The sequence below is a fragment of the Pseudomonas sp. 22490 genome, from assembly GCF_052044465.1.
GTDB lineage: Bacteria > Pseudomonadota > Gammaproteobacteria > Pseudomonadales > Pseudomonadaceae > Pseudomonas > Pseudomonas aeruginosa.
This window is the reverse complement of the sequence record NZ_JBQENS010000028.1, coordinates 70,996-96,771: the sequence shown is the minus strand read 5'-3', so window position 1 is coordinate 96,771 and position 25,776 is coordinate 70,996. Positions and strand designations below refer to the sequence as shown.

Sequence of the window (25,776 nt, the reverse complement as noted above, 5' to 3'; positions counted from 1 at the left end):
CTACACCCTGCTGGCGATCCCGTTCTTCCTGCTCTCCGGCGCGTTCATGACCACCGGTGGCGTGGCGCGGCGCCTGATCGACTTCGCCAACGCCTGCGTCGGACACATCCGTGGCGGCCTGGCGATCGCCGCGGTGCTCGCCTGCATGCTCTTCGCCGCGCTATCCGGCTCGTCTCCGGCAACGGTGGCGGCAGTGGGTTCGATCGCCATCGCCGGCATGGTCCGCTCGGGTTATCCACAGGCGTTCGGCGCCGGGATCGTCTGCAACGCCGGCACCCTCGGCATCCTCATCCCGCCATCGATCGTGATGGTGGTCTACGCCGCCGCCACCGAGACCTCGGTGGGCAAGCTGTTCGTCGCCGGGGTGGTTCCGGGGTTGTTGCTCGGGGTGATCCTGATGGTGGTGATCTACATCGTCGCGCGGGTCAAGAAGCTGCCGGCGCAGCCGCGCGCCAGCTTCCGCGAGTGGCTGGCCGCCGCACGCCGTGCAGGCTGGGGCCTGTTGCTGCTGGTGATCATCCTCGGCGGCATCTATTCCGGGCTGTTCACCCCCACCGAGGCGGCGGCGGTGGCGGCGGTGTATTCGGCCTTCGTCGCGCTGTTCGTGTACAAGGACATGCGCCTGCGCGACTGTCCCAAGGTGCTGCTGGAGTCGGGGCGGCTGAGCATCATGCTGATGTTCATCATCGCCAATGCCATGCTCTTCGCCCACGTGTTGACCACCGAGCAGATCCCCCAGCAGATCACCGAATGGGTGGTGCAGGAAGGCCTGACCCCGATCGGCTTCCTGCTGATGGTCAACGTGGTGCTGCTGGTCGCCGGCAGCTTCATGGAGCCCTCGGCGATCGTGCTGATCCTGGCGCCGATCTTCTTCCCCATCGCCATGAAGCTGGGCATCGACCCGATCCACCTGGGCATCGTCATGGTGGTGAACATGGAGATCGGCCTGGTACACCCGCCGGTCGGCCTCAACCTGTTCGTCACTTCGGCGGTCACCGGCATGCCGCTGGGGGCGACCATCCGCGCGGCGCTGCCGTGGCTGATGATCCTGCTGCTGTTCCTGATCCTGGTGACCTACGTGCCGTTGATCTCGCTGTGGCTGCCGGGCCTGCTGGGCATGAGCTGAGGTCGCGGCGGCGGGGCGCAGGACGCGCTCCGCCGCTGGCGCAAGGCTACGATCGGCGCGGCTTATAGCTACTATCGGCGCTGTCGCGCAGTGGTAAGACCATGGTCGTATGGTTCGTGGGGTGTGCGCTCGCTACAACTGGGCACAACAAAAACAACACTCACGTACCGAGGTTAAAGCCATGTCTGCGGCATCCCTGTACCCCGTGCACCCGGAAGCGGTGGCACGGACCTTCACCGACGAAGCCACCTACAAGACGATGTACCAGCAGTCCGTCGTCAACCCCGACGGCTTCTGGCGCGAGCAGGCCCAGCGGATCGACTGGATCAAGCCGTTCGAGAAGGTCAAGCAGACCTCCTTCGACGACCATCACGTGGACATCAAGTGGTTCGCCGACGGCACCCTCAACGTGTCGCACAACTGCCTCGACCGTCACCTCGCCGAACGCGGCGACCAGGTGGCGATCATCTGGGAAGGCGACGATCCCGCCGACCACCAGGAAATCACCTACCGCCAGCTCCACGAGCAGGTCTGCAAGTTCGCCAACGCCCTGCGCGGGCAGGACGTGCACCGCGGCGACGTAGTGACCATCTACATGCCGATGATCCCCGAGGCCGTGGTCGCCATGCTCGCCTGCACCCGCATCGGCGCGATCCACTCGGTGGTCTTCGGCGGCTTCTCCCCCGAGGCCCTGGCAGGACGCATCATCGATTGCAAGTCGAAGGTGGTGATCACCGCCGACGAAGGCGTGCGCGGCGGCAAGCGCACTCCGCTGAAGGCCAATGTCGACGACGCCCTGACCAACCCGGAAACCTCCAGCGTGCAGAAGATCATCGTCTGCAAGCGTACCGGTGCGGAGATCAAGTGGAACCAGCACCGCGACGTCTGGTACGACGACCTGATGAAGGTTGCCGGCAGCACTTGCGCACCCAAGGAAATGGGCGCCGAGGACCCGCTGTTCATCCTCTACACCTCCGGCTCCACCGGCAAGCCGAAGGGCGTGCTGCATACCACCGGCGGCTACCTGGTGTACGCCTCGCTGACCCACGAGCGGGTCTTCGACTACCGTCCGGGCGAAGTCTACTGGTGCACCGCCGACATCGGCTGGGTCACCGGCCACACCTACATCGTCTATGGCCCGTTGGCCAACGGCGCCACCACCATTCTGTTCGAGGGCGTGCCGAACTACCCCGACGTGACCCGCGTGGCGAAAATCATCGACAAGCACAAGGTCAACATCCTCTACACCGCGCCGACCGCGATCCGCGCGATGATGGCCGAAGGCAAGGCGGCGGTGGCCGGTGCCGACGGTTCCAGCCTGCGTCTGCTCGGTTCGGTGGGCGAGCCGATCAACCCGGAAGCCTGGCAGTGGTACTACGAGACCGTCGGCCAGTCGCGCTGCCCGATCGTCGACACCTGGTGGCAGACCGAGACCGGCGCCTGCCTGATGACCCCGCTGCCGGGCGCCCACGCGATGAAGCCGGGCTCTGCAGCCAAGCCGTTCTTCGGCGTGGTACCGGCACTGGTGGACAATCTCGGCAACCTGATCGAGGGCGCCGCCGAGGGCAACCTGGTGATCCTCGACTCCTGGCCGGGCCAGGCGCGGACCCTGTTCGGCGACCATGACCGCTTCGTCGACACCTACTTCAAGACCTTCAAGGGCATGTACTTCACCGGCGACGGCGCGCGCCGCGACGAGGACGGCTACTACTGGATCACCGGGCGGGTCGACGACGTGCTCAACGTCTCCGGCCACCGCATGGGCACCGCCGAGGTGGAAAGCGCGATGGTCGCCCACCCGAAGGTCGCCGAGGCGGCGGTGGTCGGCATGCAGCACGACATCAAGGGGCAGGGCATCTATGTCTACGTCACCCTCAACTCCGGGGTCGAGCCGAGCGAGGCGCTGCGCCAGGAGCTGAAGCAATGGGTTCGCCGCGAGATCGGTCCGATCGCCACGCCGGATGTGATCCAGTGGGCGCCGGGACTGCCGAAGACCCGTTCGGGCAAGATCATGCGGCGCATCCTGCGCAAGATCGCCGCGGCCGAGTACGACACCCTCGGCGACATCTCCACCCTTGCCGACCCGGGCGTGGTCCAGCACCTGATCGAGACCCATCGCTCGATGCAGGCCGCCTGACTTCCGCCTGATCCGAAACGACCCCGCGCGGTGCGAGCCGCGCGGGGTCTTTCATTTGGCGCGGGCCGAGGAGGAGGGCGTTTCGAATGGGCTCGCGCCGGGAATGGGGCGGCGGTAACACTTCGGTGATGCGCGCCTGCGCATAATTGGGGCGAGAGGAAACGCCACGCACAGCCAAGGTGCGACACGGGGTAGCAGTCGAGGTGAGTCGTAGCGGCCAAGCCATTGAAGGAGAAGGAATTGGCAATTTATGGCTTGAGATTTGCTTTACTCATTGATTACACTTCGCGCTTTCCGGGCACAAATGTCGCTGCCTGTCAATATCGCCGAATGCCCTCTTCGGTGCTTTTATAATTAGTTGTCGCATTGAAGAAATAACCACTTTCGGCCTGTCGCTAGAATGCCGCTCACCCCAGCTGGCGCCCTGTCCACGAGAAGGCGCCATGCGCAAGAGCCGGTGATCACGCATATCCGTCGGCAGCCTGGGCAAGGTTCTATTTCTCCTGCCAATCGATGCCATCCCCTTCGAAGGAGTTCCAGATGAAGAAGCTCGCACTTCTCGGCGCCCTGGCGCTGTCCGTGCTCTCCCTGCCCACTTTCGCCGCCGACAAGCCGGTGCGCATCGGCATCGAGGCGGCCTACCCGCCGTTCTCGCTGAAGACCCCGGACGGCCAGTTGGCAGGCTTCGACGTGGATATCGGCAATGCCCTCTGCGAAGAGATGAAGGTGCAGTGCAAGTGGGTCGAGCAGGAGTTCGACGGCCTGATCCCGGCACTCAAGGTGCGCAAGATCGATGCGATCCTCTCGTCGATGACCATCACCGACGAGCGCAAGCGTTCGGTCGACTTCACCAACAAGTACTACAACACCCCGGCGCGCTTCGTGATGAAGGAAGGCGCCAGCCTCAACGATCCCAAGGCCGACCTGAAGGGCAAGAAGGCCGGCGTGCTGCGTGGCAGTACCGCCGACCGCTACGCCTCCGCCGAACTGACCCCGGCCGGCGTCGAAGTGGTGCGCTACAACTCCCAGCAGGAAGCCAACATGGACTTGGTGGCCGGTCGCCTCGACGCGGTGGTCGCCGACTCGGTGAACCTCGAGGACGGCTTCCTCAAGACCGATGCCGGCAAGGGTTACGCCTTCGTCGGTCCGCAACTGACCGATGCCAAGTACTTCGGCGAAGGCGTCGGCATCGCCGTGCGCAAGGGCGATAGCGAGCTGGCCGGCAAGTTCAACGCGGCCATCGACGCGCTGCGCGCCAACGGCAAGTACAAGCAGATCCAGGACAAGTACTTCAGCTTCGACGTCTACGGTTCGAACTGACGCTATCCGTCAGAGGTGGCACAAACGTCCGCGACGCCTCGCGCTGTTTGTGCCACTTTTTTATTGACTGGACGCCACTGCTTTAGCGCTGCATTAGCTGCATAGAGGTACCGTTTTGATGATCACTGGCTACGGTGCGACCATCGTCGATGGCGCCTGGCTGACTCTCCAGCTGGCTCTGCTTTCCATGCTCCTGGCCATCGTCCTCGGCCTGCTGGGCGCGGCCTTCCGCCTGTCGCCGGTGCGCTGGCTGGCCTGGTGCGGCGACCTGTACGCCACGGTAGTGCGCGGCATCCCCGACCTGGTGCTGATCCTGCTGATCTTCTACGGCGGCCAGGGCCTGCTGAACTGGGTCGCCCCGCAACTCGGCTACGACGACTACATCGACCTGAATCCCTTCGTGTCCGGCGTCGGCACCCTCGGCTTCATCTTCGGCGCCTATCTCTCGGAGACCTTCCGCGGCGCCTTCATGGCGATTCCCAAGGGGCAGGGCGAGGCCGGCTACGCCTACGGCATGAGCCACCGCCAGGTGTTCTTCCGCATCCAGGTGCCGCAGATGATCCGCCTGGCGATCCCCGGCTTCACCAACAACTGGCTGGTGCTGGTCAAGGCCACCGCGCTGATTTCCGTGGTCGGCCTGCAGGACATGATGTTCAAGGCCAAGCAGGCCTCCGATGCGACCCGCGAGCCGTTCACCTACTACCTCGCCGTGGCCGGCCTGTACCTGCTGGTGACCAGCGTGTCGCTGCTATTGCTGCGCCTGCTCGAACGCCGCTATTCGGTCGGCGTGAAAACCGCGGAACTGTGAGTCAAGGGGCCCTATCGTGATCTTCGATTTCTCCGTCATCTGGGACAGCCTTCCGCTCTATTTCGACGGCCTGCTGGTCACCCTCAAGCTGCTCTCGATCTCCCTGCTGATCGGCCTGCTGCTGGCGGTGCCGCTAGCGCTGATGCGGGTCTCCAAGCAGCCGCTGGTGAACTTCCCGGCCTGGCTCTATACCTACGTGATCCGCGGCACGCCGATGCTGGTCCAGCTGTTCCTGATCTACTACGGCCTGGCGCAGTTCGACGCGGTGCGCGAGAGCGCGCTGTGGCCCTGGTTGTCGAACGCCTCCTTCTGCGCCTGCCTGGCGTTCGCCATCAACACCAGCGCCTATACCGCCGAGATCCTCGCCGGCAGCCTGAAGGCCACGCCCCATGGCGAGATCGAGGCGGCCAAGGCGATGGGCATGTCGCGCCTGAAGATGTACCGCCGCATCCTCCTGCCGTCGGCACTGCGGCGCGCCCTGCCGCAGTACAGCAACGAAGTGATCATGATGCTGCAGACCACCAGCCTGGCGTCCATCGTCACCCTGGTGGACATCACCGGCGCCGCGCGGACCGTCTACTCGCAGTACTACCTGCCGTTCGAGGCGTTCATCACCGCTGGCCTGTTCTACCTGTGCCTGACCTTCATCCTGGTGCGCCTGTTCAAGCTTGCCGAGCGCCGCTGGCTGGCCTACCTGGCGCCGCGCAAATCCTGATCCGGAGGACCGCATGGAGCGTATCGACCACCTGCTGCCGTGGAGCACCCTGGGAAGCGAGAAGCGCCTGAGCGTGTTCCGCTTCGGCTGCGGCGCGCGCAAGGTCTACATCCAGTCCAGCCTGCACGCCGACGAGCTGCCGGGCATGCGCACCGCCTGGGAGCTGAAGCAGCGGTTGCGCCTGCTGGAGGCGGAAGGCCGCCTGCGCGGCACCGTCGAGCTGGTGCCGGTGGCCAATCCGGTCGGTCTCGGGCAGATGATCCAGGCGCTGCACCAGGGACGCTTCGAAATGAGCAGCGGGCGCAACTTCAACCGCGATTTCCCCGACCTGCTGGACGCGGTGATCGACAGCGTCGGCGAGCGTCTCGGCAGCGATCCGGCGGCCAATGTCGCGCTGGTCCGCCAGACCCTGCGCGCGGCGCTGGACGCCCTGCCGCCGGCGACCTCGGAACTGGAGGGCATGCAGCGCCTGCTGTATCGCCACGCCTGCGACGCCGACCTGGTGCTCGACCTGCATTGCGACTTCGAGGCCGCCATCCATCTCTATACCCTGCCGCAGCAATGGCCCGCCTTCGCCTCCCTGGCCGCACGCCTGGGCGCCGCTGTCGGGCTGCTTGCCGAGGAGTCCGGCGGCGGTTCCTTCGACGAGGCCTGCTCGGTGCCGTGGCTGCGCCTGTCGCGCCTGTATCCGCGCGCCGAGCTGCCGCTGGCCTGCCTGGCGACCACCGTCGAACTCGGCGGCCAGGCCGACACCACCGTGCAGCAGGCCGAGGCCAACGCCGCGGCGATCCTGGCCTTCCTCGCCGAGCAGGGCTTCGTCGAGGGCGAATGGCCGGCGGCGCCCGAAGCCTGCTGCGAAGGCTTGCCCTTCGAGGGCACCGAATACGTCCACGCCCCGCATACCGGCGTGGTGAGTTTCCTGCGCCGGCCGGGCGAATGGGTGGAGGCGGGCGAACCGCTGTTCCAGGTCATCGATCCCCTGGCCGACCGTGCCAGCACCGTGTGCGCCGGGGTTTCCGGCGTGCTTTTCGCCATCGAACGGATGCGCTACGCGCAGCCGGGACTCTGGCTGGCCAAGGTGGCCGGTCGTCAACCGATCCGTCAGGGACGCTTGCTCAGCGACTGATTAGCCGAGAACACACACATGTACAAACTGGAAGTCCAAGACCTGCACAAGCGCTACGGTAGCCACGAGGTGCTCAAGGGCGTCTCGCTGGCGGCGAAAGCGGGCGACGTGATCAGCATCATCGGCTCGAGCGGTTCCGGCAAGAGCACCTTTCTGCGCTGCATAAACCTGCTGGAACAGCCGCACGCCGGCAAGATCCTGCTCAACGGCGAGGAGCTGAAGCTGGTGCCCGGCCGCGACGGCGCGCTGAAGGCCGCCGACTCCCGCCAGTTGCAGCGCATGCGCTCGCGCCTGTCGATGGTGTTCCAGCATTTCAACCTGTGGTCGCACATGAGCGCCCTGGAGAACGTCATCGAGGCGCCCGTGCATGTGCTCGGCGTGTCGAAGAAGGAAGCCATCGAGAAGGCCGAGCACTACCTGGCCAAGGTCGGCGTGGCGCACCGCAAGGACGCCTACCCGGCGCACATGAGCGGCGGCGAGCAGCAGCGCGTGGCGATCGCCCGGGCGCTGGCGGTGGAGCCGGAAGTGATGCTGTTCGACGAGCCGACCTCGGCGCTCGACCCCGAACTGGTGGGCGAAGTGCTGAAGGTCATGCAGGACCTGGCCCAGGAAGGCCGCACCATGGTGGTGGTGACCCACGAGATGGGTTTCGCCCGCGAGGTGTCGAACCAGTTGGTGTTCCTGCACAAGGGCCTGGTCGAGGAACACGGCTGCCCGAAGGAAGTCCTCGCCAACCCGCAGTCGGACCGCCTCAAGCAGTTCCTCTCCGGCAGCCTCAAGTAACATTCATCGCAGAGGCCGGCTAAGCTGCTCCCATGACTGCCCAACCCCAACGCATCGGTTTCCTCCTCTGGCCCGCCACCCGCGCGCTGACGCTATCGCTTGCCGAGGAAGCCCTGCGGGCGGCCCGGCGGTTGCACCCCGAGGCGCTCTACGAGCCGCTGTTCCTGCTCGCCGAAGCGCCGGCCGAAGAGGAGGGCTGGCGCCTGCCGGGAACGGCCTGGAACGGCAGGCTGGAGCAATGCTCGCGGCTGTTCCTGGTCGCCGACGAGGCGCCGGCGGCGGTGTCGCCAGCGCTGGGCCTGGCGCTCAAGCAACTGGCGCGTTCGGGAGCGGCGATCGGCGCGCTGTCCGCCGGCATCTACCCGCTGGCCCAGCTCGGCCTGCTCGACGGCTATCGCGCCGCGGTGCACTGGCGTTGGCACGATGACTTCACCGAGCGCTTCCCCAAGGTCATCGCCACCAATCACCTGTTCGAGTGGGATCGCGACCGCATGACCGCCTGCGGCGGCATGGCGGTACTCGACCTGCTGCTGGCGCTGCTGTCCCGCGACCATGGCGCTGAACTGGCCGGCGCGGTCTCGGAGGAGCTGGTGGTGGAGCGCATTCGCGAAGGCAACGAGCGCCAGCGCATCCCGCTGAAGAATCGCCTCGGCTCCAGCCATCCGAAGCTGACCCAGGCGGTACTGCTGATGGAAGCCAATATCGAGGAGCCACTGACCACCGACGAGATCGCCCAGCATGTGTGTGTTTCGCGGCGCCAGTTGGAACGGATCTTCAAGCAATACCTGAACCGCGTACCCAGCCAGTACTACCTGGAGCTGCGCCTGAACCGCGCGCGGCAGATGCTGATGCAGACCAGCAAGTCGATCATCCAGATCGGCCTGTCCTGCGGTTTCTCTTCCGGGCCGCATTTCTCCAGCGCCTACCGCAACTTCTTCGGCGTCACTCCGCGCGAGGACCGCAACCAGCGGCGCGGCGGCAGCGCCTTCGAGACGACCTTCACTCCCGTCGAACGCGGCTGATCGCCAACGGCGCGGCGGTTTCAGCCGGGCTTTGCGACGCCCCGGGAGGCGGATCGCCTCGGGAAGTCGCCGAGTTCGCGACGGGCCGTCGGAATGATCGTCTCCAGCAGTTCCAGCGGAACGTCGCTGGCGAACAGGTTGACCACGAAACGCCGGCCGGCGTCGTCGCGAAAGACCTCGAACAGCGGCTGTTCGCCGCGCCAGCACTCCAGGCCGAGGCCGTCGCGCGGATTGACGTCGGAGGCGAAGACGAGACGGTAGTCGATTCCCTCGATGGGCATGGCTTGTTTCCCTGCTGTTCCCGCCCGCGGGGCGGCGTAGAAGAAGTATGCACCCGAGTGCATCGCGCGTTTACACTGCGCCTTCCCGATGCTTTCTGTCGCATTTCCGAAAGCCGCGGAAATTCCCGGGTTGGCGCTATAACAAGTTGTCGCATGGCGGCAATGCCGGCCCGGTCCCAATCCCTACAATCCTTTCATCGATAGCCGCCTTCAGGCAGGAGAAACACCGATGTCCGCTCCCCATGCGCAGGTAGAACGTGCCGATTTCGACCGGTATATGGTCCCCAACTACGCCCCCGCCGCCTTCATTCCGGTGCGAGGCGAGGGATCGCGCGTCTGGGACCAGAGCGGCCGCGAACTGATCGATTTCGCCGGCGGCATCGCCGTGACCTCCCTGGGCCACGCGCATCCGGCGCTGGTCAAGGCGCTCACCGAGCAGGCCCAGCGCATCTGGCACGTTTCCAACGTCTTCACCAACGAGCCGGCCTTGCGCCTGGCGCGCAAGCTGGTGGACGCCACCTTCGCCGAGCGGGTGTTCCTCGCCAACTCCGGCGCCGAAGCCAACGAGGCGGCCTTCAAGCTGGCTCGCCGCTACGCCAACGATGTCTACGGCCCGCAGAAGTACGAGATCATCGCCGCCAGCAACAGCTTCCACGGGCGCACCCTGTTCACCGTCAACGTCGGCGGCCAGCCGAAGTATTCCGATGGCTTCGGGCCCAAGTTCGAGGGTATCACCCACGTTCCCTACAACGACCTGGAAGCGCTGACGGCGGCGATCTCCGACAAGACCTGCGCCGTGGTGCTGGAACCGATCCAGGGCGAGGGCGGCGTGCTGCCGGCGCAGCAGGCCTACCTGGAAGGGGCGCGCAAGCTGTGCGACGAGCACAATGCGCTGCTGGTCTTCGACGAGGTCCAGAGCGGCATGGGCCGGGTCGGCGAGCTGTTCGCCTACATGCACTACGGCGTGGTCCCGGACATCCTCTCCAGTGCCAAGAGCCTGGGCGGCGGCTTCCCTATCGGTGCGATGCTGACCACCGGCGAGATCGCCAAGCACCTTTCGGTCGGCACCCACGGCACCACCTACGGCGGCAACCCGCTGGCCTCGGCGGTGGCCGAGGCGGCGCTGGACGTGATCAATACCCCGGAAGTGCTGGATGGCGTGAAGGCCAAGCATGAGCGCTTCAAGTCCCGCCTGCAGAAGATCGGCCAGGAGTACGGCATCTTCGACGAGATCCGCGGCATGGGCCTGCTGATCGGTGCGGCGCTGACCGACGAGTGGAAGGGCAAGGCCAGGGATGTGCTCAACGCCGCCGAGAAAGAGGCGGTCATGGTGCTCCAGGCCAGCCCGGACGTGGTGCGCTTCGCGCCGAGCCTGGTGATCGACGACGCCGAGATCGACGAAGGCCTGGAGCGCTTCGAGCGCGCCGTGGCCAAGCTGGTCCGCGGCTGAGCGAACCCACGGGGCCCCGGCGCAGGCCGGGGCACCCGATGCGACATCCCGGAGCGGCCCGCGCCGGAGCCGGGAACCGTGCCGCCGTGCGTGGCGCGGGATCTTCCCTGCTGGACGTTCGAAACCGTGGCACAGGAAGGTGCCGCGGTCCCGCGCATGGATGCGGCAATCATCGTTGTCTGAGAAAGGAGTGACGCCATGTTGGTGATGCGCCCCGCCCAAGCGGCCGACCTGCCACAGGTGCAGCGTCTGGCGGCGGACAGCCCGGTAGGCGTCACGTCCTTGCCGGATGACGCCGAACGCCTGCGCGACAAGATCCTCGCTTCCGAGGCCTCGTTCGCCGCGGAGGTGAGCTACAACGGCGAGGAAAGCTATTTCTTCGTCCTCGAGGACAGCGCCAGCGGCGAGCTGGTCGGCTGCTCGGCGATCGTCGCCTCGGCCGGGTTCTCGGAACCGTTCTACAGCTTCCGCAACGAAACCTTCGTGCACGCCTCGCGCTCGCTGTCGATCCACAACAAGATCCATGTCCTCTCGCTGTGCCACGACCTTACCGGCAACAGTCTGCTGACCAGTTTCTACGTACAGCGCGACCTGGTGCAGAGCGTCTACGCCGAACTCAACTCGCGCGGTCGCCTGCTGTTCATGGCCAGCCATCCGGAGCGCTTCGCCGACGCGGTGGTGGTGGAGATCGTCGGCTACAGCGACGAGCAGGGCGAATCGCCGTTCTGGAACGCGGTCGGGCGCAACTTCTTCGACCTGAACTACATCGAGGCGGAAAAGCTCTCCGGGCTGAAGAGCCGCACCTTCCTCGCCGAACTGATGCCGCACTATCCGATCTATGTGCCACTGTTGCCGGATGCCGCCCAGGAGTCCATGGGCCAGGTCCACCCGCGAGCGCAGATCACCTTCGATATCCTGATGCGCGAAGGCTTCGAGACCGACAACTACATCGACATCTTCGATGGCGGCCCGACCCTGCACGCGCGTACCTCGGGGATTCGCTCGATCGCCCAGAGCCGGGTGGTTCCGGTGAAGATCGGCGAGGCGCCGAAGAGCGGGCGTCCATACCTGGTCACCAACGGCCAGTTGCAGGACTTCCGCGCGGTCGTGCTGGACCTGGACTGGGCGCCCGGCAAGCCGGTGGCCCTGAGTGTTGAAGCCGCCGAGGCCCTGGGCGTCGGCGAAGGCGCCAGCGTGCGCCTGGTAGCGGTCTGAAGGAGCCAGTCATGATCGTACGTCCTGTTACCAGCGCCGACCTGCCGGCCCTGATCGAGCTGGCGCGCAGCACCGGCACCGGCCTGACCACCCTGCCGGCCAACGAGCAGCGCCTGCAGCATCGCGTCAGCTGGGCCGAGAAGGCCTTCCGCGGCGAGGCCGAACGCGGCGACGCCGACTACCTGTTCGTCCTCGAGGACGACGCCGGCAAGGTCGTCGGCATCTCCGCCATCGCCGGAGCGGTGGGGCTTCGCGAACCCTGGTACAACTACCGGGTCGGCCTCACCGTGAGCGCCTCGCAGGAACTCAACATCCATCGCGAGATCCCCACGCTGTTCCTGGCCAACGACCTGACCGGCAATTCCGAGCTGTGCTCGCTGTTCCTCCACGCCGACCACCGCAGCGGCCTCAACGGCAAGCTGCTGTCGCGCGCGCGCTTCCTGTTCATCGCCGAATTCCGCCACCTGTTCGGCGACAAGCTGATCGCCGAGATGCGCGGCATGTCCGACGAGGAGGGGCGTTCGCCATTCTGGGAAAGCCTCGGCCGGCACTTCTTCAAGATGGAATTCTCCCAGGCCGACTACCTCACCGGGGTCGGCAACAAGGCCTTCATCGCCGAGCTGATGCCGAAGTTCCCGCTCTATACCTGCTTCCTCTCCGAGGAGGCGCGCGGGGTGATCGGCCGCGTCCATCCGAACACCGAGCCGGCGCTGGCCATGCTCAAGGCCGAGGGCTTCAGCTACCAGGGCTACGTCGACATCTTCGACGCCGGCCCGGCGATCGAGGCCGAGACCGACAAGATCCGCGCCATCGCCGAGAGCCAGAGCCTGGTGCTGGCGGTGGGCACTCCCGGCGACGACGCCGAGCCCTACCTGATCCACAACCGCAAGCGCGAAGACTGTCGCATCACCGCCGCGCCGGCGCGGGCCGCCGCCGGCACCCTGGTGGTCGATCCGCTGACTGCCAAGCGCCTGCGCCTGTCGGCCGGCGCCTCGGTACGCGCGGTGCCGCTGTCGGCGCAGAAGCGCGGTTGAAAGCCTGATGGAGGCGTCCCGGCGAGGGCGCCCGAGGAGTCGATGATGAGTACCCATTACATTGCCGGCCAGTGGCTGGCGGGCCAGGGCGAGACCCTGGAGTCCCTCGACCCGGTTGGCCAGGGCGTGGTCTGGTCCGGGCGCGGCGCTGACGCCACCCAGGTCGACGCTGCCGTGCGCGCCGCCCGCGAGGCCTTCCCGGCCTGGGCGCGGCGCCCGCTGGAGCAGCGCATCGAGTTGCTCGAGCGCTTCGCTGCGACCCTCAAGTCCCGCGCCGACGAGCTGGCCCGAGTGATCGGCGAGGAAACCGGCAAGCCGCTGTGGGAGTCGGCCACCGAAGTGACCAGCATGGTCAACAAGGTGGCGATCTCGGTGCAGGCGTTCCGCGAGCGCACTGGCGAGAAATCCGGTCCGCTGGCCGACGCTACCGCCGTGCTACGGCACAAGCCGCATGGCGTGGTGGCGGTATTCGGTCCCTACAATTTCCCCGGCCACCTGCCCAACGGGCATATCGTCCCGGCGCTGCTGGCCGGTAACTGCGTGGTGTTCAAGCCCAGCGAGCTGACCCCGAAGGTCGCCGAGCTGACGCTCAAGGCCTGGATCCAGGCCGGCCTGCCGGCCGGCGTGCTCAACCTGGTCCAGGGCGGTCGCGAAACCGGCGTCGCGCTGGCCGCCCACCGTGGGCTCGACGGTCTGTTCTTCACCGGGTCCAGTCGCACCGGCAACCTGCTGCACAGCCAGTTTGGCGGCCAGCCGCAGAAAATCCTGGCGCTGGAGATGGGCGGCAACAACCCGCTGGTGGTGGAGGAGGTCGCCGACCTCGACGCCGCCGTCTACACCATCATCCAGTCCGCCTTCATCTCCGCAGGCCAGCGTTGCACCTGCGCCCGCCGCCTGCTGGTGCCGCAGGGCGCCTGGGGCGACGCACTGCTGGCGCGCCTGGTGGCGGTCAGCGCTACCCTGCGGGTCGGTCGCTTCGACGAACAGCCGGCGCCGTTCATGGGCGCGGTGATTTCGCTGAGCGCCGCCGAGCACCTGCTCAAGGCCCAGGAGCATTTGATCGGCAAGGGCGCACAGCCGCTGCTGGCGATGACCCAGCCGATCGACGGCGCCGCCCTGCTGACCCCGGGCATCCTCGACGTCAGCGCGGTGGCCGAGCGACCGGACGAAGAGTTCTTCGGGCCGCTGTTGCAAGTGATCCGCTACTCCGATTTCGCTGCGGCGATCCGTGAAGCCAACGCCACCCAGTACGGCCTGGCCGCCGGGTTGCTGTCGGATTCCCGCGAGCGTTTCGAGCAGTTCCTCGTGGAAAGCCGCGCCGGCATCGTCAACTGGAACAAGCAGCTCACCGGCGCCGCCAGCAGCGCGCCGTTCGGCGGTATCGGCGCGTCCGGCAACCACCGGCCGAGCGCCTACTACGCCGCCGATTACTGCGCCTATCCGGTCGCCTCGCTGGAAAGCCCCAGCGTGTCCCTTCCTGCCACCCTGACTCCCGGGATCAGCCTATGAATGCCCATGAAGTGAATTTCGACGGCCTGGTCGGCCCGACCCACAACTACGGCGGCCTGTCCTACGGCAATGTCGCTTCGCAAAGCAACAGCCAGGCGGTGTCCAACCCGAAGGAAGCGGCGAAGCAGGGCCTGGCGAAGATGAAGGCGCTGATGGAGATGGGTTTCAAGCAGGGGGTACTCGCTCCGCAAGCCCGCCCGGATACCGCTGCGCTGCGTAGCCTGGGCTTCTCCGGCAGCGACGAGGAGGTGATCCGCCGCGCGGCGAAGGAAGCGATGCCTCTCCTCGCCGCCTGCAGCTCGGCTTCGAGCATGTGGACCGCCAATGCCGCCACGGTCAGCCCGAGTGCCGACACCGCCGATGGCCGCGTGCATTTCACCGCGGCCAACCTGAACTGCAAGTTCCACCGATCCATCGAGCATCCCACCACCAGCCGCGTGCTGGCGGCGATGTTCAACGACGAGCGGCATTTCGCCCATCACGCGGCGTTGCCGGCAGTGAGCCAGTTCGGCGACGAAGGCGCGGCCAACCACACGCGCTTCTGCAAGGACTATGGCGATGCCGGCGTGGAGTTCTTCGTCTTCGGTCGCAGCGCCTTCGACAGTCGCTTCCCGGCGCCGCAACGCTATCCGGCGCGCCAGACCCTGGAAGCCTGCCAGGCCGTCGCGCGTCTGCACGGGCTGAGCGAGGCCGGAGTGGTCTACGCTCAACAGAACCCGGCGGTGATCGACCAGGGCGTGTTCCACAACGATGTGATCTCGGTGGGCAATGGCGAGGTGCTGTTCCATCACGAGGACGCCTTCCTCGATACCGAGAAGGTCCTTGCCGAACTGCACGACAAGCTGGGCCGCCGCGGCGGCCGCTTCCGCGCCATCTGCGTGCCGCGCGACCAGGTCGCGGTGGAGGACGCGGTGAAGTCCTACCTGTTCAACAGCCAACTGCTGTCGAAGGCCGACGGTTCGATGCTGCTGGTGGTACCGGAGGAGTGTCGGAACAACCCGCGGGTCTGGAACTACCTGGACCAGCTCACCGGCGACGACGGTCCGATCCGCGAAGTGAAGGTCTTCGACCTCAAGCAGAGCATGCAGAACGGCGGCGGTCCGGCTTGCCTGCGCTTGCGCGTGGCGCTGCAGGAACGGGAGCTGGCGGCGGTGAATCCGGGGGTGATCATGAGCGCCGGCCTGTACGACACGCTGGTAGCCTGGGTCGACCGGCACTACCGCGACCGCCTGAGCGAGACCGACCTGGCCGACCCCCAACTGCTGCTGGAGTGCCGGACGGCATTGGATGAACTGACGCAGATCCTTAAACTGGGCTCGGTTTATTCCTTCCAACTCGATTGAGAGCCTCGCCACCATGTCCGATAGCCTGCAACTGATCCTCGAAGATACCGACGGCACCCAGCTGGAAACTTCCTGCACCCGTTTCGCCGTGGTCTGGCAGGGCAAGGAAGTGTGGGTCCAGCAAGCCGGCAACGGCCAGTTGCTGATCGGCGTCGACGTCGAAGACGGCGATACCGAATACACCAACCTGCTGCTGCGGCCGATGGCGACCAACCTGGTCAGCCTGCAACTGGAGATGGAGCCGATCGAAGAGGGCGACGACCACGAGCACGGCCCCGACTGCGGCTGCGACCACACCCACTGACTGAGGACATCCCATGCTCGCCCTCGGCAAACTGCTCGACTTGACCCTGGCCGGCCGCGAGCCGACCGAGAAGATCCAGCTCACCGCCGACGGCACCCGCCTGCACTGGCTGGCCGAGGGCGCGCTGGAAGTCACGCCGATCGGCGCCCGCGATAACGGCGTCGACCTGTTGCTCTCGGCCGGTATCCACGGCAACGAGACCGCGCCCATCGAACTGCTCGAACGGCTGATCCGCAAGGTCGCCGCTGGCACCCTCAAGCCTGCCGCCAGGGTCCTCTTCCTGTTCGGCAACCCCGAAGCCATCCGCCGCGGCGAGCGCTACGTCGAACAGGACATGAACCGCCTGTTCAACGGTCGCCACGAGGAGGGCAGTGGCAACGAGGCCTTCCGTGCCGCCGAGCTGGAGCGCCTGGCCCAGGTGTTCTTCAGCAAGACCGAGCGAGTCCACCTGCACTACGACCTGCATACCGCGATCCGCGGCTCGAAGATCGAGCAGTTCGCCCTCTACCCCTGGGCCGAGGGCCGCCAGCATTCCCGCAGCGAACTGGCCCGCCTGCGCGACGCCGGCATCGAGGCGGTGCTGTTGCAGAACAAGCCGGGCATCACCTTCAGCGCCTACACCTACGGCCAGCTCGGCGCCGAGGCCTTTACCCTGGAACTGGGCAAGGCACGTCCGTTCGGAGAGAACCAGGAGGTCAACCTGGAGCGCCTGGAGCGGAGCCTGGAGCTGCTGATCGACGGCAGCGAGGAACAGCCGGACGGCTCCCGGCTCGACGGCCTCAAGCTGTTCAGCGTGTCGCGCGAGGTGATCAAGCACAGCGACCACTTCCGCCTGCACCTCGACGACGACGTGGCCAACTTCACCGAACTCTCGCCGGGCTACCTGCTGGCCGAGGATATCGGCGGCACGCGCTGGGTGGTGGACGAGGTCGGCGCGCGCATCATCTTCCCCAATCCACGGGTGAAGAACGGCCTGCGTGCCGGAATCCTGGTGGTGCCGGCCAAGCTCTGAGGCGTATCGGCCTTCCCTCTCGATCATGACGGAGCGCTTCGGCGCTCCGTTTCCGTTGCGGCCGGGAAGATTTCCCGACTTCCCTTGTGGCTGTCGGTAGAGCGCCGTAGGATCGGGCTTTTCCGCCGAACCGAGGAGCCCTCCGTGCCTGTCATCGACCTGCGCAGCGACACCGTCACCCAGCCCACCGCCGGCATGCGCGAAGCCATGGCCGCGGCCGAACTGGGCGACGACGTCTATGGCGAGGACCCCACGGTCAACCGCCTGGAGGCCGAACTGGCGGCGCGCCTGGGCTTCGCCGCGGCGCTCTTCGTACCGACCGGGACCATGAGCAACCTGCTCGGATTGATGGCCCACTGCGAGCGCGGCGACGAATACATCGTCGGCCAGCAGGCGCATACCTACAAATACGAGGGCGGCGGTGCCGCGGTGCTGGGCTCGATCCAGCCGCAGCCGATCGACGGCGAGGCCGACGGATCGCTCCACCTGGACAAGGTCGCGGCGGCGATCAAGGCCGACGATTTCCACTTCGCCAGGACCCGCCTGCTGGCCCTGGAAAACACCATGCAGGGCAAGGTGCTGCCGCTCGACTACCTGGCCGCGGCGCGCGCCTTCACTCGCGCGCGTGGCCTGGCCCTGCACCTGGATGGCGCGCGCCTGTACAACGCGGCGGTGAAGCTGGGCGTAGACGCCAGCGAGATCACCCGACACTTCGACTCGGTGTCGGTGTGCCTGTCCAAGGGCCTCGGTGCGCCGGTGGGCTCGGTGCTTTGCGGCAGCGTCGAACTGATCGGCAAGGCCCGCCGCTGGCGCAAGATGGTCGGCGGCGGGATGCGCCAGGCCGGCCTGTTGGCGGCTGCCGGACTGTACGCCCTCGACCACCAGGTGGCACGCCTGGCCGACGACCACGCCAACGCCGCGCGCCTGGGCGACGGGCTGCGCGAACTGGGCTATGCGGTGGAGCCGGTGCAGACCAACATGGTCTACGTCGATGTCGGCGAGCGGGCGGTCGCGCTGCGCGACTTCCTCGCCGAGCGCGGGGTGCGGATCAGCGCGGCGGCGCGTTTGCGCCTGGTCACCCACCTGGACGTTTCCGCCGAGTCCATAGGACAAGTACTGGATGCCTTCGCGGCCTTTCGTCGCTCATAAGCGAAAAGGTCGGCAATAGGCAATAACTATCGCGCAAATACACTACAACCTTGCCCAAGGGCCGATATAATGCGGCCCTTTGCCGGCGATTCGTGGCCGCCAATTTTCCGTGGAAGAACCTATGAAAAGCGCTGAAATCCGTGAAGCCTTCCTCCGCTTCTTCGAAGAGAAGGGACACACCCGTGTCGCTTCCAGTTCGCTGATCCCGGCGAACGATCCGACCCTGCTGTTCACCAACGCGGGCATGAACCAGTTCAAGGACTGCTTCCTCGGCCTGGAAAAGCGCGCCTACACCCGTGCGACCACCAGCCAGAAATGCGTGCGCGCCGGCGGCAAGCACAACGACCTGGAAAACGTCGGCTACACCGCGCGGCACCACACCTTCTTCGAAATGCTGGGTAACTTCAGCTTCGGCGACTATTTCAAGCGCGACGCCATCCATTACGCCTGGGAGTTCCTCACCGGCGAGAAATGGCTGAACCTGCCCAAGGAAAAGCTCTGGGTCACCGTCTACGCCACCGACGACGAGGCCTACGACATCTGGACCAAGGAAGTTGGCGTGCCCGCCGAGCGTATGGTGCGGATCGGCGACAACAAGGGCGCGCCCTATGCGTCCGACAACTTCTGGGCGATGGGCGATACCGGACCCTGCGGTCCCTGCACCGAGATCTTCTTCGACCATGGGCCGGAGATCTGGGGCGGCCCGCCCGGTTCGCCGGAAGAGGACGGCGACCGCTACATCGAGATCTGGAACAACGTGTTCATGCAGTTCAACCGCACCGCGGACGGCGTCATGCACCCGCTGCCGGCGCCGAGCGTGGACACCGGCATGGGCCTGGAGCGCGTCAGCGCGGTACTCCAGCACGTGCACTCGAACTATGAGATCGACCTGTTCCAGAACCTGCTGAAAGCCTCCGCCGAGGCCATCGGCTGCGCCAACGACGACGCGCCGTCGCTGAAGGTGGTAGCCGACCACATCCGTTCCTGCAGCTTCCTGATCGCCGACGGCGTGCTGCCGTCCAACGAAGGTCGCGGCTACGTCTTGCGGCGGATCATCCGCCGCGCCTGCCGCCACGGCAACAAGCTGGGCGCCAGGGGCACCTTCTTCCACAAGATCGTCGCAGCGCTGGTCGCCGAGATGGGCGATGCCTTCCCCGAGCTGAAGCAACAGCAGGCACACATCGAGCGCGTGCTGAAGACCGAGGAAGAACAGTTCGCCAAGACCCTGGAGCAAGGCCTGAAGATCCTCGAACAGGACCTCGCCGAACTGCAGGGCAGCGTGATTCCCGGCAACGTGGTGTTCAAGCTGTACGACACCTATGGCTTCCCGGTCGACCTGACCAATGACATCGCCCGCGAGCGCGAGCTGACCATCGACGAGGACGGCTTCGAGCGCGAGATGGAGGCCCAGCGCGAGCGCGCCCGCGCTTCCAGCGCCTTCGGCATGGACTACAACAGCCTGGTCAAGGTCGACGGCGAGACCCGCTTCCTCGGCTATCAGGGCGTCTCCGGCGCCGGGCAGATCGTCGCGCTGTTCAGGGACGGCCAGGCCGTCGAGCGCCTGGAGGAGGGCGAGGAGGGCGTCGTGGTCCTCGACCAGACGCCGTTCTACGCCGAGTCCGGCGGCCAGGTCGGCGACAGTGGCTACCTCGAGGCGGCTGGCGTGCGCTTCGACGTGCGCGATACCACCAAGGCTGGCGGCGCGCACCTGCACCATGGCGTGGTCGCCCGGGGCAACCTGAGCGTCGGCGGCGCGGTCAAGGCCGAGGTCGACGCCTCGGTACGCCAGGCCACCGCGCTCAACCACTCCGCGACCCACCTGCTGCATGCCGCGCTGCGCCAGGTACTGGGCGACCACGTACAACAGAAGGGCTCGCTGGTGGACAGCCAGCGCCTGCGTTTCGACTTCAGCCACTTCGAGGCGATCAAGGCGGAACAACTGAAGGCCCTGGAGGATATCGTAAACGCCGAAATCCGTCGCAACACCGAGGTCGAGACCGAGGAAACCGATATCGACACCGCCAAGGCCAAGGGCGCCATGGCGCTGTTCGGCGAGAAGTACGGCGACCAGGTGCGCGTACTGAGCATGGGCGGCGATTTCTCCGTCGAGCTGTGCGGTGGCACCCACGTATCCCGCACCGGCGACATCGGCCTGTTCAAGATCACCAGCGAGGGTGGCGTGGCTGCCGGCGTACGCCGTATCGAGGCGGTCACCGGCGCGGCGGCGCTGGCCTACCTGAACGGTGCCGAGGAGCAGCTCAAGGAAGCCGCCAGCCTGGTCAAGGGCAGTCGCGACAACCTGCTGGACAAGCTCGGCGCCCTGCTGGAGCGCAACCGTTCGCTGGAGAAGGAGCTGGAACAGCTCAAGGCCAAGGCTGCCAGCGCGGCCGGCGACGATCTTTCGGCGGCGGCGGTGGAAATCAAGGGCGCGAAGGTACTCGCCGCGCGCCTCGATGGTCTGGACGGCAAGGCGCTGCTGGCGCTGGTCGACCAGTTGAAGAACAAGCTCGGCCGCGCAGTGATCCTGCTCGGCGGCGAGCTGGACGGGAAGGTCGTACTGGTCGCAGGCGTGACCCAGGACCTGACCGGCCAACTGAAGGCCGGCGAGCTTATGAAGCAAGCCGCGGCGGCAGTTGGTGGCAAAGGTGGCGGACGCCCGGATATGGCCCAGGGCGGCGGCACCGATGCAGCGAAATTGGACGAGGCCCTGGCCCTGGCCCAGCGCTTCGTCGAGCAAGGGCTCTGATGCCATGCCGGCCCCGCGCCAGAGCGATGCGGGGCCGGGCGGCCAGCGCCCCTTGATGCCCGGCCGGCGGTGCGCCCCGCCAGTCCGGGTAGCGAAAGAATGTGGCAGGTTCAAAAGGGCGCCCTTCACGGAATCAGGCGGTTTGAAATGGCTTTGATCGTACAGAAGTTTGGAGGGACCTCCGTCGGCACCGTCGAGCGTATCGAGCAGGTGGCCGAGAAGGTGAAGAAATTCCGCGAAGCGGGCGATGACGTCGTCGTGGTGGTATCCGCCATGAGCGGCGAGACCAACCGTCTGATCGGCCTGGCCAACCAGATCATGGAGCAGCCGGTTCCGCGCGAACTGGACGTCATGGTCTCGACCGGAGAGCAGGTGACCATCGCCCTGCTCAGCATGGCCCTGATCAAGCGCGGCGTGCCGGCGGTCTCCTATACCGGCAACCAGGTGCGTATCCTCACCGACAGTGCGCACACCAAGGCGCGCATCCTGCACATCGACGACACCCACATCCGCGCCGACCTCAAGGCCGGCAGGGTAGTGGTGGTCGCCGGTTTCCAGGGCGTCGACGGCAACGGCAACATCACCACGCTGGGCCGCGGCGGTTCCGATACCACCGGGGTGGCCCTGGCGGCGGCGTTGAAGGCCGACGAATGCCAGATCTACACCGACGTCGACGGCGTCTACACCACCGATCCGCGCGTAGTGCCGCAGGCCCGTCGGCTGGACAAGATCACCTTCGAGGAAATGCTGGAAATGGCCAGCCTCGGTTCCAAGGTGCTGCAGATCCGGGCGGTCGAGTTCGCCGGCAAGTACAACGTTCCGCTGCGCGTGCTGCACAGCTTCCAGGAGGGTCCGGGCACCCTCATTACTATCGATGATGAAGAGGAATCCATGGAACAGCCGATCATCTCCGGCATCGCCTTCAACCGCGACGAAGCCAAGCTGACCATCCGTGGCGTACCCGATACCCCCGGCGTGGCCTTCAAGATCCTCGGGCCGATCAGTGCCGCCAATGTGGAAGTCGACATGATCGTGCAGAACGTGGCGCACGATAACACCACCGACTTCACCTTCACGGTGCATCGCAACGATTACCTGAACGCCCTGGAAATCCTCAAGCAGACCGCCGCCAACATCGGCGCGCGCGAAGCCATCGGCGACACCAACATCGCCAAGGTTTCCATCGTCGGCGTCGGCATGCGTTCGCACGCCGGCGTGGCCAGCCGCATGTTCGAGGCGCTGGCCAAGGAAAGCATCAACATCCAGATGATCTCCACCTCGGAAATCAAGGTTTCCGTGGTGATCGAAGAGAAGTACCTGGAACTGGCGGTACGTGCCCTGCACACGGCGTTCGAGCTCGACGCGCCGGCGCGACAGGGTGAGTGACGCTGGCAGGCGAAAGGCGCGGCAACCCCGCGCCTTTTGTCGTTTTTGACCGTTCGGCAGGAACTTTCATTCCGGCGGGACTGGTCAATACTGGGTGAAGGATCGCGCTCTTGATTTCTGCGGATCCGCCGCCATTTCTTTTTTGCAGACTGTTGTCCTGAAATATTCGCGTGAGGAGAAAGGAATGCTGATTCTGACTCGTCGGGTCGGAGAGACCCTGATGGTAGGTGACGACGTCACCGTGACGGTACTGGGTGTCAAAGGGAACCAGGTGCGCATCGGCGTCAACGCGCCGAAGGAAGTCGCCGTGCACCGGGAGGAAATTTACCAGCGCATCCAGAAAGAGAAAGATCAAGAGCCAAACCATTAATTTTTATCTAATTTTCCCTTTGCAAACGGGGTAAAGATGGGTATCATGCGCCCCGTGTTGCGGAGAGGTGGCCGAGTGGCCGAAGGCGCTCCCCTGCTAAGGGAGTACACCTCAAAAGGGTGTCGGGGGTTCGAATCCCCCCCTCTCCGCCATTCAAGTGTTAGAGGTTGATTCAGGCGGCGAAAGCCATCTTGGTAACTAAGTTACTGATTTGATTGAAAAAATCGCTTGACGGATAAAATCCACAATCTATAATGCGCCCCCACGACGCACTCATAGCTCAGCTGGATAGAGTACTCGGCTACGAACCGAGCGGTCGGAGGTTCGAATCCTCCTGAGTGCGCCATATTTCGAAGGGTTCCTCTCGTCAGGGGCTCGGCGAGCGAAGGATCGACAGTTGCGGTCTTTCACGGTAAAACAAGCGTTACCGGCAGGTGGCCGGAAAAAGCACCGACACGCACTCATAGCTCAGCTGGATAGAGTACTCGGCTACGAACCGAGCGGTCGGAGGTTCGAATCCTCCTGAGTGCGCCATACCGAAAGGGCCTGCAGCAATGCAGGCCCTTTTTCTTTGCCCGGGATTTTTCTTCCGCCGGAACGCGGCCCCGTCGTCAGGCGGGGCGGGAAGGGGTCAGACCAGCACCGAGTACCAGAACACCCGGCCGATCACGTTGATGTGCTCGGCGGCTTCCTGGGGCTCGTAGCGCTCGTCCGGATGCTCGTCACTGTTGAAGCTGCGAATGCGCAGGCCGCCGCCTGGAAGGCGGTAAAGCAGTTTCACGCGCAGTTGGCCGTCGTGGTCGAAGGCGTACATGTCGCCGTCCTTGATCGTCCGCGCGCTAGTGTCCACGCCTACCGTGCTGCCGTCCGGCAGCACCGGCTCCATGCTGTTGCCGCTGACCGTGACGCAGGCTGCACTGGCCGGATCGATGTTCTTCTTGCGCAGGGTGTACTTGCCGAAGCGCAGCTTGCGCCCGCCGGTCTGCAGGATCACCGTGCTGCCCTTGCCGCCGGACAGCTCGATCTCCTTGTAGAAGGGCAGTTCGATCTCGTCGGCATCCAGGGGCGTTTCGTCGTCCCATGACTCTACTGCGCCAAGCCAACTGGCATTGGGGCCTGCATTCGCCTGGCCGCGCTCGGCGAGCATCTCGCCACGACCTTCCGCCAGCCACAGGGGGTTGACGCCGCAGGCGCCGGCGATCTGCGCGACGAAGCTGGTGGCGCGGGACTTGCCGCGCTCCAGATCGGAAATGGAGGTCTGGGTCATGCCTACCGCCTGGGCAAGCTGGACCTGGCTGAGATGGGCGTGCTTGCGCGCCGCCTTGATGCGATCTTTGAGTTCCATAGGTGGAAAGACTAAGGGTGTGCCTGTGGCATTGCAAGCGTCCGTATATGGGTATTACCATAATTTCAGCGCTTTCCTACTCGCGTCGGGTAGGACGGCGGCCCAACACAGCCACTGCGGGTGGCTAATGCGAGCGGCCAGCCAGGTGGGCCGGCCAAGGAGGGAATACCATGTTTCAAAGTACCGAGCAGGCGCTGGCCGTGGCCTACTGGATGTTCGAGCACCAGCCGGGACCGAAGTCGTCGACGGCGATGGTGATCGATGGCCTGCGCGAGCGCTTCGATCGCAGCTTCATCGAACACCTGCCCAGCGGTTTGAGTCCGCACGAATGGCAGGCCCAGGCGGTGATGACCGTGCGTTTCGCCCAGCGCCAGCTGGCTGCGCACCCACTGGAGCTGGCGGTGGTGCGGGCCGAGTTCGCCCGCGGGCGGGATTTCGTCCTTGGCCTGGCGGCTTTGCGCGACTGGCTGAAGCCCGGGGCCGACCCGATCGAGCAGCGGGCAACCCTGGCCTTGCTGATGCGCATGTTCCGTCGTCCGCCGTCGAGCATCCGCGAGATCGAGCGACTCAGCGGGCTGTCGAAGAGCACCCTGCATCGCTGGGACAAGGAATGGCGCGAGCGGGTCGTCGCTTTGCTGCGCCAGGCCTTGCAGCGGCTGGAGGAGCCGATGGCGGAGGTGGGGATCGTGGGCGAGCGCTAAAAAAATTTCTGTATGAAAACGGGTTTTCCCATATTGACGCTATGGGACGATAAAGGTATAAATTCTCCACGATTGAAATTCCTCTGGCCGAAGCCCGCCGATGCGGGCTTCGGCCGTTCCGGGCCCGCCTTTTCGGCGGGCCTTTGCATTTCCGGGAGTCATCCATGTCCGAGCCAAGCTCTGCGGCCTCCGCCGCCAGCGCAATGGCTGGCGTCGGCCTGGCCATGTACCTGCCGGGTATCGATGGCAACGCCTTGCTGGGAGGCTTCGGCGGCGCCATCTTCTTTGTCGTGTTCGCCCGTGACTACAACGCCCTGACCCGCCTCGGCTACCTGCTGGTGTCCTGGGTCGGCGGCTATTACGCCGGAATCGAGGCGCTCGGCCGCGGGTTGACCCAGACCAGCGGCATGGCCGCCTTCGTCGCCGCGACCCTCTGCGTGACCGGCGGCATCGGCATGCTCGAGTGGATGCGTGGCGGCGAACTGCCCAGCTGGATGCGCGGGCTGTTGCGCCGCCGGGGAGGCAAGTCCGATGGTTGATCCGCTGTCCACCCTGACCGTGCTGGTCTGCTCGGCGATCTGCATGCGCCTGATCACCTATCGCCGCGCCGGCGCGCGTTTCCGCCCCGGCGTTTCCCTGTGCGCCTACCTGCTGGCGTTGTGCACCGGCTGCCAGGCGCTGGGAATAGTGGCCGGGTTGTATCGTGCCGAGCACCTCTCGCCGTGGATGCTCGGGGTACTGCTGGTGCTGCTGGTCCTGCTGTTGCAGGCGCGCGGCAACCTGGCGCGGGTCCTGCGCCTGCATTGAACGAACGTACTTCGCTCCGGCCTGGCCGGCGGTTGTATCCGCCGCGTCGGTGCCTGTCCGTCATCCATCCATCCTGAAAAAGGAGTT

Annotated in this window: 24 protein-coding genes and 3 tRNA genes; 25 read left to right on the top strand and 2 right to left on the bottom strand. The window is 65.7% G+C overall.

What is annotated here, in order from left to right; genetic code table 11:
- The 8 genes from dctM to argR form a co-directional block, all read left to right on the top strand.
- Positions 1–1,126: C4-dicarboxylate TRAP transporter large permease protein DctM (gene dctM, locus ACTJJX_RS26335; protein ID WP_440782028.1), on the top strand; the 1,126-nt coding region annotated here is incomplete at its 5' end.
- 181 nt (positions 1,127–1,307) lie between these two features.
- Positions 1,308–3,263: an acetate--CoA ligase gene (gene acs / locus ACTJJX_RS26330; RefSeq protein ID WP_003110260.1), complete on the top strand. Its 1,956-nt coding sequence runs from the start codon at positions 1,308–1,310 to the stop codon at positions 3,261–3,263.
- 540 nt (positions 3,264–3,803) lie between these two features.
- On the top strand, positions 3,804–4,583 hold the full coding sequence (locus ACTJJX_RS26325; protein ID WP_003085932.1) for an ABC transporter substrate-binding protein: 780 nt from the start codon (positions 3,804–3,806) through the stop codon (positions 4,581–4,583).
- Between the two features lie 118 nt (positions 4,584–4,701).
- Entirely contained in the window at positions 4,702–5,391 is a 690-nt protein-coding gene (locus ACTJJX_RS26320) for an ABC transporter permease (RefSeq protein ID WP_003085934.1), read from the top strand.
- 16 nt (positions 5,392–5,407) lie between these two features.
- Positions 5,408–6,106 (top strand): ABC transporter permease, encoded by a 699-nt coding sequence (locus ACTJJX_RS26315; protein ID WP_003085936.1) that lies wholly within the window; start codon positions 5,408–5,410, stop codon positions 6,104–6,106.
- A 13-nt stretch (positions 6,107–6,119) separates the two neighbouring features.
- Positions 6,120–7,232 (top strand): M14 family metallopeptidase, encoded by a 1,113-nt coding sequence (locus ACTJJX_RS26310; RefSeq protein ID WP_003145612.1) that lies wholly within the window; start codon positions 6,120–6,122, stop codon positions 7,230–7,232.
- 18 nt (positions 7,233–7,250) lie between these two features.
- Entirely contained in the window at positions 7,251–8,015 is a 765-nt protein-coding gene (gene aotP / locus ACTJJX_RS26305; RefSeq protein WP_003085940.1) for an arginine/ornithine transport ATP-binding protein AotP, read from the top strand.
- A gap of 32 nt (positions 8,016–8,047) precedes the next feature.
- On the top strand, positions 8,048–9,037 hold the full coding sequence (argR, locus tag ACTJJX_RS26300) for a transcriptional regulator ArgR (protein ID WP_003085944.1): 990 nt from the start codon (positions 8,048–8,050) through the stop codon (positions 9,035–9,037).
- Positions 9,038–9,057: 20 nt separating this feature from the next.
- Here the strand turns inward: argR and ACTJJX_RS26295 are convergent, their stop codons facing one another.
- On the bottom strand, positions 9,058–9,381 hold the full coding sequence (locus ACTJJX_RS26295; RefSeq protein ID WP_004348302.1) for a hypothetical protein: 324 nt from the start codon (positions 9,379–9,381) through the stop codon (positions 9,058–9,060).
- 166 nt (positions 9,382–9,547) lie between these two features.
- Here ACTJJX_RS26295 and aruC point away from each other — a divergent pair, with 166 nt between their 5' ends.
- The 14 genes from aruC to ACTJJX_RS26225 all read left to right on the top strand — a co-directional run bounded on the left by aruC (position 9,548) and on the right by ACTJJX_RS26225 (position 23,370).
- Entirely contained in the window at positions 9,548–10,768 is a 1,221-nt protein-coding gene (aruC, locus tag ACTJJX_RS26290) for a bifunctional succinylornithine transaminase/acetylornithine aminotransferase (protein WP_004348304.1), read from the top strand.
- 198 nt (positions 10,769–10,966) lie between these two features.
- Positions 10,967–11,983 (top strand): arginine/ornithine succinyltransferase subunit alpha, encoded by a 1,017-nt coding sequence (gene aruF, locus ACTJJX_RS26285; protein ID WP_003085950.1) that lies wholly within the window; start codon positions 10,967–10,969, stop codon positions 11,981–11,983.
- 11 nt (positions 11,984–11,994) lie between these two features.
- Positions 11,995–13,017, top strand: a complete 1,023-nt coding sequence (astA, locus tag ACTJJX_RS26280; RefSeq protein WP_003117118.1) for an arginine N-succinyltransferase — start codon at positions 11,995–11,997, stop codon at positions 13,015–13,017.
- Between the two features lie 42 nt (positions 13,018–13,059).
- Positions 13,060–14,526 carry a succinylglutamate-semialdehyde dehydrogenase gene (astD, locus tag ACTJJX_RS26275; RefSeq protein ID WP_003123236.1) on the top strand — a complete coding sequence of 489 codons (1,467 nt, stop codon included), beginning with the start codon at positions 13,060–13,062 and terminating at the stop codon, positions 14,524–14,526.
- Positions 14,523–15,869: an N-succinylarginine dihydrolase gene (gene astB, locus ACTJJX_RS26270; RefSeq protein ID WP_003085956.1), complete on the top strand. Its 1,347-nt coding sequence runs from the start codon at positions 14,523–14,525 to the stop codon at positions 15,867–15,869. The genes astD and astB overlap by 4 nt, the downstream gene beginning before the upstream one ends.
- A 13-nt stretch (positions 15,870–15,882) precedes the next feature.
- Positions 15,883–16,173 carry a hypothetical protein gene (locus tag ACTJJX_RS26265; protein ID WP_003085959.1) on the top strand — a complete coding sequence of 97 codons (291 nt, stop codon included), beginning with the start codon at positions 15,883–15,885 and terminating at the stop codon, positions 16,171–16,173.
- A gap of 13 nt (positions 16,174–16,186) precedes the next feature.
- Positions 16,187–17,185 carry a succinylglutamate desuccinylase gene (astE, locus tag ACTJJX_RS26260; RefSeq protein WP_003112605.1) on the top strand — a complete coding sequence of 333 codons (999 nt, stop codon included), beginning with the start codon at positions 16,187–16,189 and terminating at the stop codon, positions 17,183–17,185.
- 144 nt (positions 17,186–17,329) lie between these two features.
- Complete coding sequence (gene ltaE / locus ACTJJX_RS26255) at positions 17,330–18,334, top strand: low-specificity L-threonine aldolase (protein ID WP_003112603.1); 1,005 nt, start codon at positions 17,330–17,332, stop codon at positions 18,332–18,334.
- Positions 18,335–18,455: 121 nt separating this feature from the next.
- Positions 18,456–21,080 carry an alanine--tRNA ligase gene (gene alaS, locus ACTJJX_RS26250; RefSeq protein ID WP_003112602.1) on the top strand — a complete coding sequence of 875 codons (2,625 nt, stop codon included), beginning with the start codon at positions 18,456–18,458 and terminating at the stop codon, positions 21,078–21,080.
- A gap of 147 nt (positions 21,081–21,227) precedes the next feature.
- Entirely contained in the window at positions 21,228–22,466 is a 1,239-nt protein-coding gene (locus ACTJJX_RS26245; RefSeq protein ID WP_003085971.1) for an aspartate kinase, read from the top strand.
- Positions 22,467–22,650: 184 nt separating this feature from the next.
- A complete protein-coding gene (csrA, locus tag ACTJJX_RS26240) occupies positions 22,651–22,836 on the top strand; it encodes a carbon storage regulator CsrA (RefSeq protein WP_003085981.1) in 186 nt (61 codons plus the stop codon).
- Positions 22,837–22,897: 61 nt separating this feature from the next.
- A tRNA-Ser gene (locus ACTJJX_RS26235) sits at positions 22,898–22,988 on the top strand.
- 117 nt (positions 22,989–23,105) lie between these two features.
- A tRNA-Arg gene (locus ACTJJX_RS26230) sits at positions 23,106–23,182 on the top strand.
- Between the two features lie 111 nt (positions 23,183–23,293).
- Positions 23,294–23,370 (top strand) — tRNA-Arg (locus ACTJJX_RS26225).
- Between the two features lie 97 nt (positions 23,371–23,467).
- Here the strand turns inward: ACTJJX_RS26225 and alpR are convergent.
- Positions 23,468–24,181 carry a transcriptional regulator AlpR gene (alpR, locus tag ACTJJX_RS26220; protein WP_003085982.1) on the bottom strand — a complete coding sequence of 238 codons (714 nt, stop codon included), beginning with the start codon at positions 24,179–24,181 and terminating at the stop codon, positions 23,468–23,470.
- 170 nt (positions 24,182–24,351) lie between these two features.
- Here alpR and ACTJJX_RS26215 point away from each other — a divergent pair, with 170 nt between their 5' ends.
- From ACTJJX_RS26215 to ACTJJX_RS26205, 3 genes are all read left to right on the top strand, one after another.
- On the top strand, positions 24,352–24,882 hold the full coding sequence (locus tag ACTJJX_RS26215; RefSeq protein ID WP_003085984.1) for a hypothetical protein: 531 nt from the start codon (positions 24,352–24,354) through the stop codon (positions 24,880–24,882).
- Positions 24,883–25,046: 164 nt separating this feature from the next.
- Entirely contained in the window at positions 25,047–25,421 is a 375-nt protein-coding gene (locus tag ACTJJX_RS26210; protein WP_003104765.1) for a phage holin family protein, read from the top strand.
- Positions 25,414–25,689: a phage holin family protein gene (locus ACTJJX_RS26205; RefSeq protein ID WP_003085989.1), complete on the top strand. Its 276-nt coding sequence runs from the start codon at positions 25,414–25,416 to the stop codon at positions 25,687–25,689. The genes ACTJJX_RS26210 and ACTJJX_RS26205 overlap by 8 nt, the downstream gene beginning before the upstream one ends.
- Positions 25,690–25,776: the final 87 nt, after the last annotated feature.

What these genes read in the sequence shown, in the direction of transcription:
- acs (WP_003110260.1), top strand. Translation starts at nt 1,308, where the DNA reads ATGTCTGCGGCATCCCTGTACCCCGTGCACCCGGAAGCGGTGGCACGG.
- ACTJJX_RS26325 (WP_003085932.1), top strand. Translation starts at nt 3,804, where the DNA reads ATGAAGAAGCTCGCACTTCTCGGCGCCCTGGCGCTGTCCGTGCTCTCC.
- ACTJJX_RS26320 (WP_003085934.1), top strand. Translation starts at nt 4,702, where the DNA reads ATGATCACTGGCTACGGTGCGACCATCGTCGATGGCGCCTGGCTGACT.
- ACTJJX_RS26310 (WP_003145612.1), top strand. Translation starts at nt 6,120, where the DNA reads ATGGAGCGTATCGACCACCTGCTGCCGTGGAGCACCCTGGGAAGCGAG.
- aotP (WP_003085940.1), top strand. Translation starts at nt 7,251, where the DNA reads ATGTACAAACTGGAAGTCCAAGACCTGCACAAGCGCTACGGTAGCCAC.
- argR (WP_003085944.1), top strand. Translation starts at nt 8,048, where the DNA reads ATGACTGCCCAACCCCAACGCATCGGTTTCCTCCTCTGGCCCGCCACC.
- ACTJJX_RS26295 (WP_004348302.1), bottom strand. Translation starts at nt 9,381, where the DNA reads ATGCACTCGGGTGCATACTTCTTCTACGCCGCCCCGCGGGCGGGAACA.
- aruC (WP_004348304.1), top strand. Translation starts at nt 9,548, where the DNA reads ATGTCCGCTCCCCATGCGCAGGTAGAACGTGCCGATTTCGACCGGTAT.
- aruF (WP_003085950.1), top strand. Translation starts at nt 10,967, where the DNA reads ATGTTGGTGATGCGCCCCGCCCAAGCGGCCGACCTGCCACAGGTGCAG.
- astA (WP_003117118.1), top strand. Translation starts at nt 11,995, where the DNA reads ATGATCGTACGTCCTGTTACCAGCGCCGACCTGCCGGCCCTGATCGAG.
- astD (WP_003123236.1), top strand. Translation starts at nt 13,060, where the DNA reads ATGATGAGTACCCATTACATTGCCGGCCAGTGGCTGGCGGGCCAGGGC.
- astB (WP_003085956.1), top strand. Translation starts at nt 14,523, where the DNA reads ATGAATGCCCATGAAGTGAATTTCGACGGCCTGGTCGGCCCGACCCAC.
- ACTJJX_RS26265 (WP_003085959.1), top strand. Translation starts at nt 15,883, where the DNA reads ATGTCCGATAGCCTGCAACTGATCCTCGAAGATACCGACGGCACCCAG.
- astE (WP_003112605.1), top strand. Translation starts at nt 16,187, where the DNA reads ATGCTCGCCCTCGGCAAACTGCTCGACTTGACCCTGGCCGGCCGCGAG.
- alaS (WP_003112602.1), top strand. Translation starts at nt 18,456, where the DNA reads ATGAAAAGCGCTGAAATCCGTGAAGCCTTCCTCCGCTTCTTCGAAGAG.
- ACTJJX_RS26245 (WP_003085971.1), top strand. Translation starts at nt 21,228, where the DNA reads ATGGCTTTGATCGTACAGAAGTTTGGAGGGACCTCCGTCGGCACCGTC.
- csrA (WP_003085981.1), top strand. Translation starts at nt 22,651, where the DNA reads ATGCTGATTCTGACTCGTCGGGTCGGAGAGACCCTGATGGTAGGTGAC.
- alpR (WP_003085982.1), bottom strand. Translation starts at nt 24,181, where the DNA reads ATGGAACTCAAAGATCGCATCAAGGCGGCGCGCAAGCACGCCCATCTC.
- ACTJJX_RS26215 (WP_003085984.1), top strand. Translation starts at nt 24,352, where the DNA reads ATGTTTCAAAGTACCGAGCAGGCGCTGGCCGTGGCCTACTGGATGTTC.
- ACTJJX_RS26210 (WP_003104765.1), top strand. Translation starts at nt 25,047, where the DNA reads ATGTCCGAGCCAAGCTCTGCGGCCTCCGCCGCCAGCGCAATGGCTGGC.
- ACTJJX_RS26205 (WP_003085989.1), top strand. Translation starts at nt 25,414, where the DNA reads ATGGTTGATCCGCTGTCCACCCTGACCGTGCTGGTCTGCTCGGCGATC.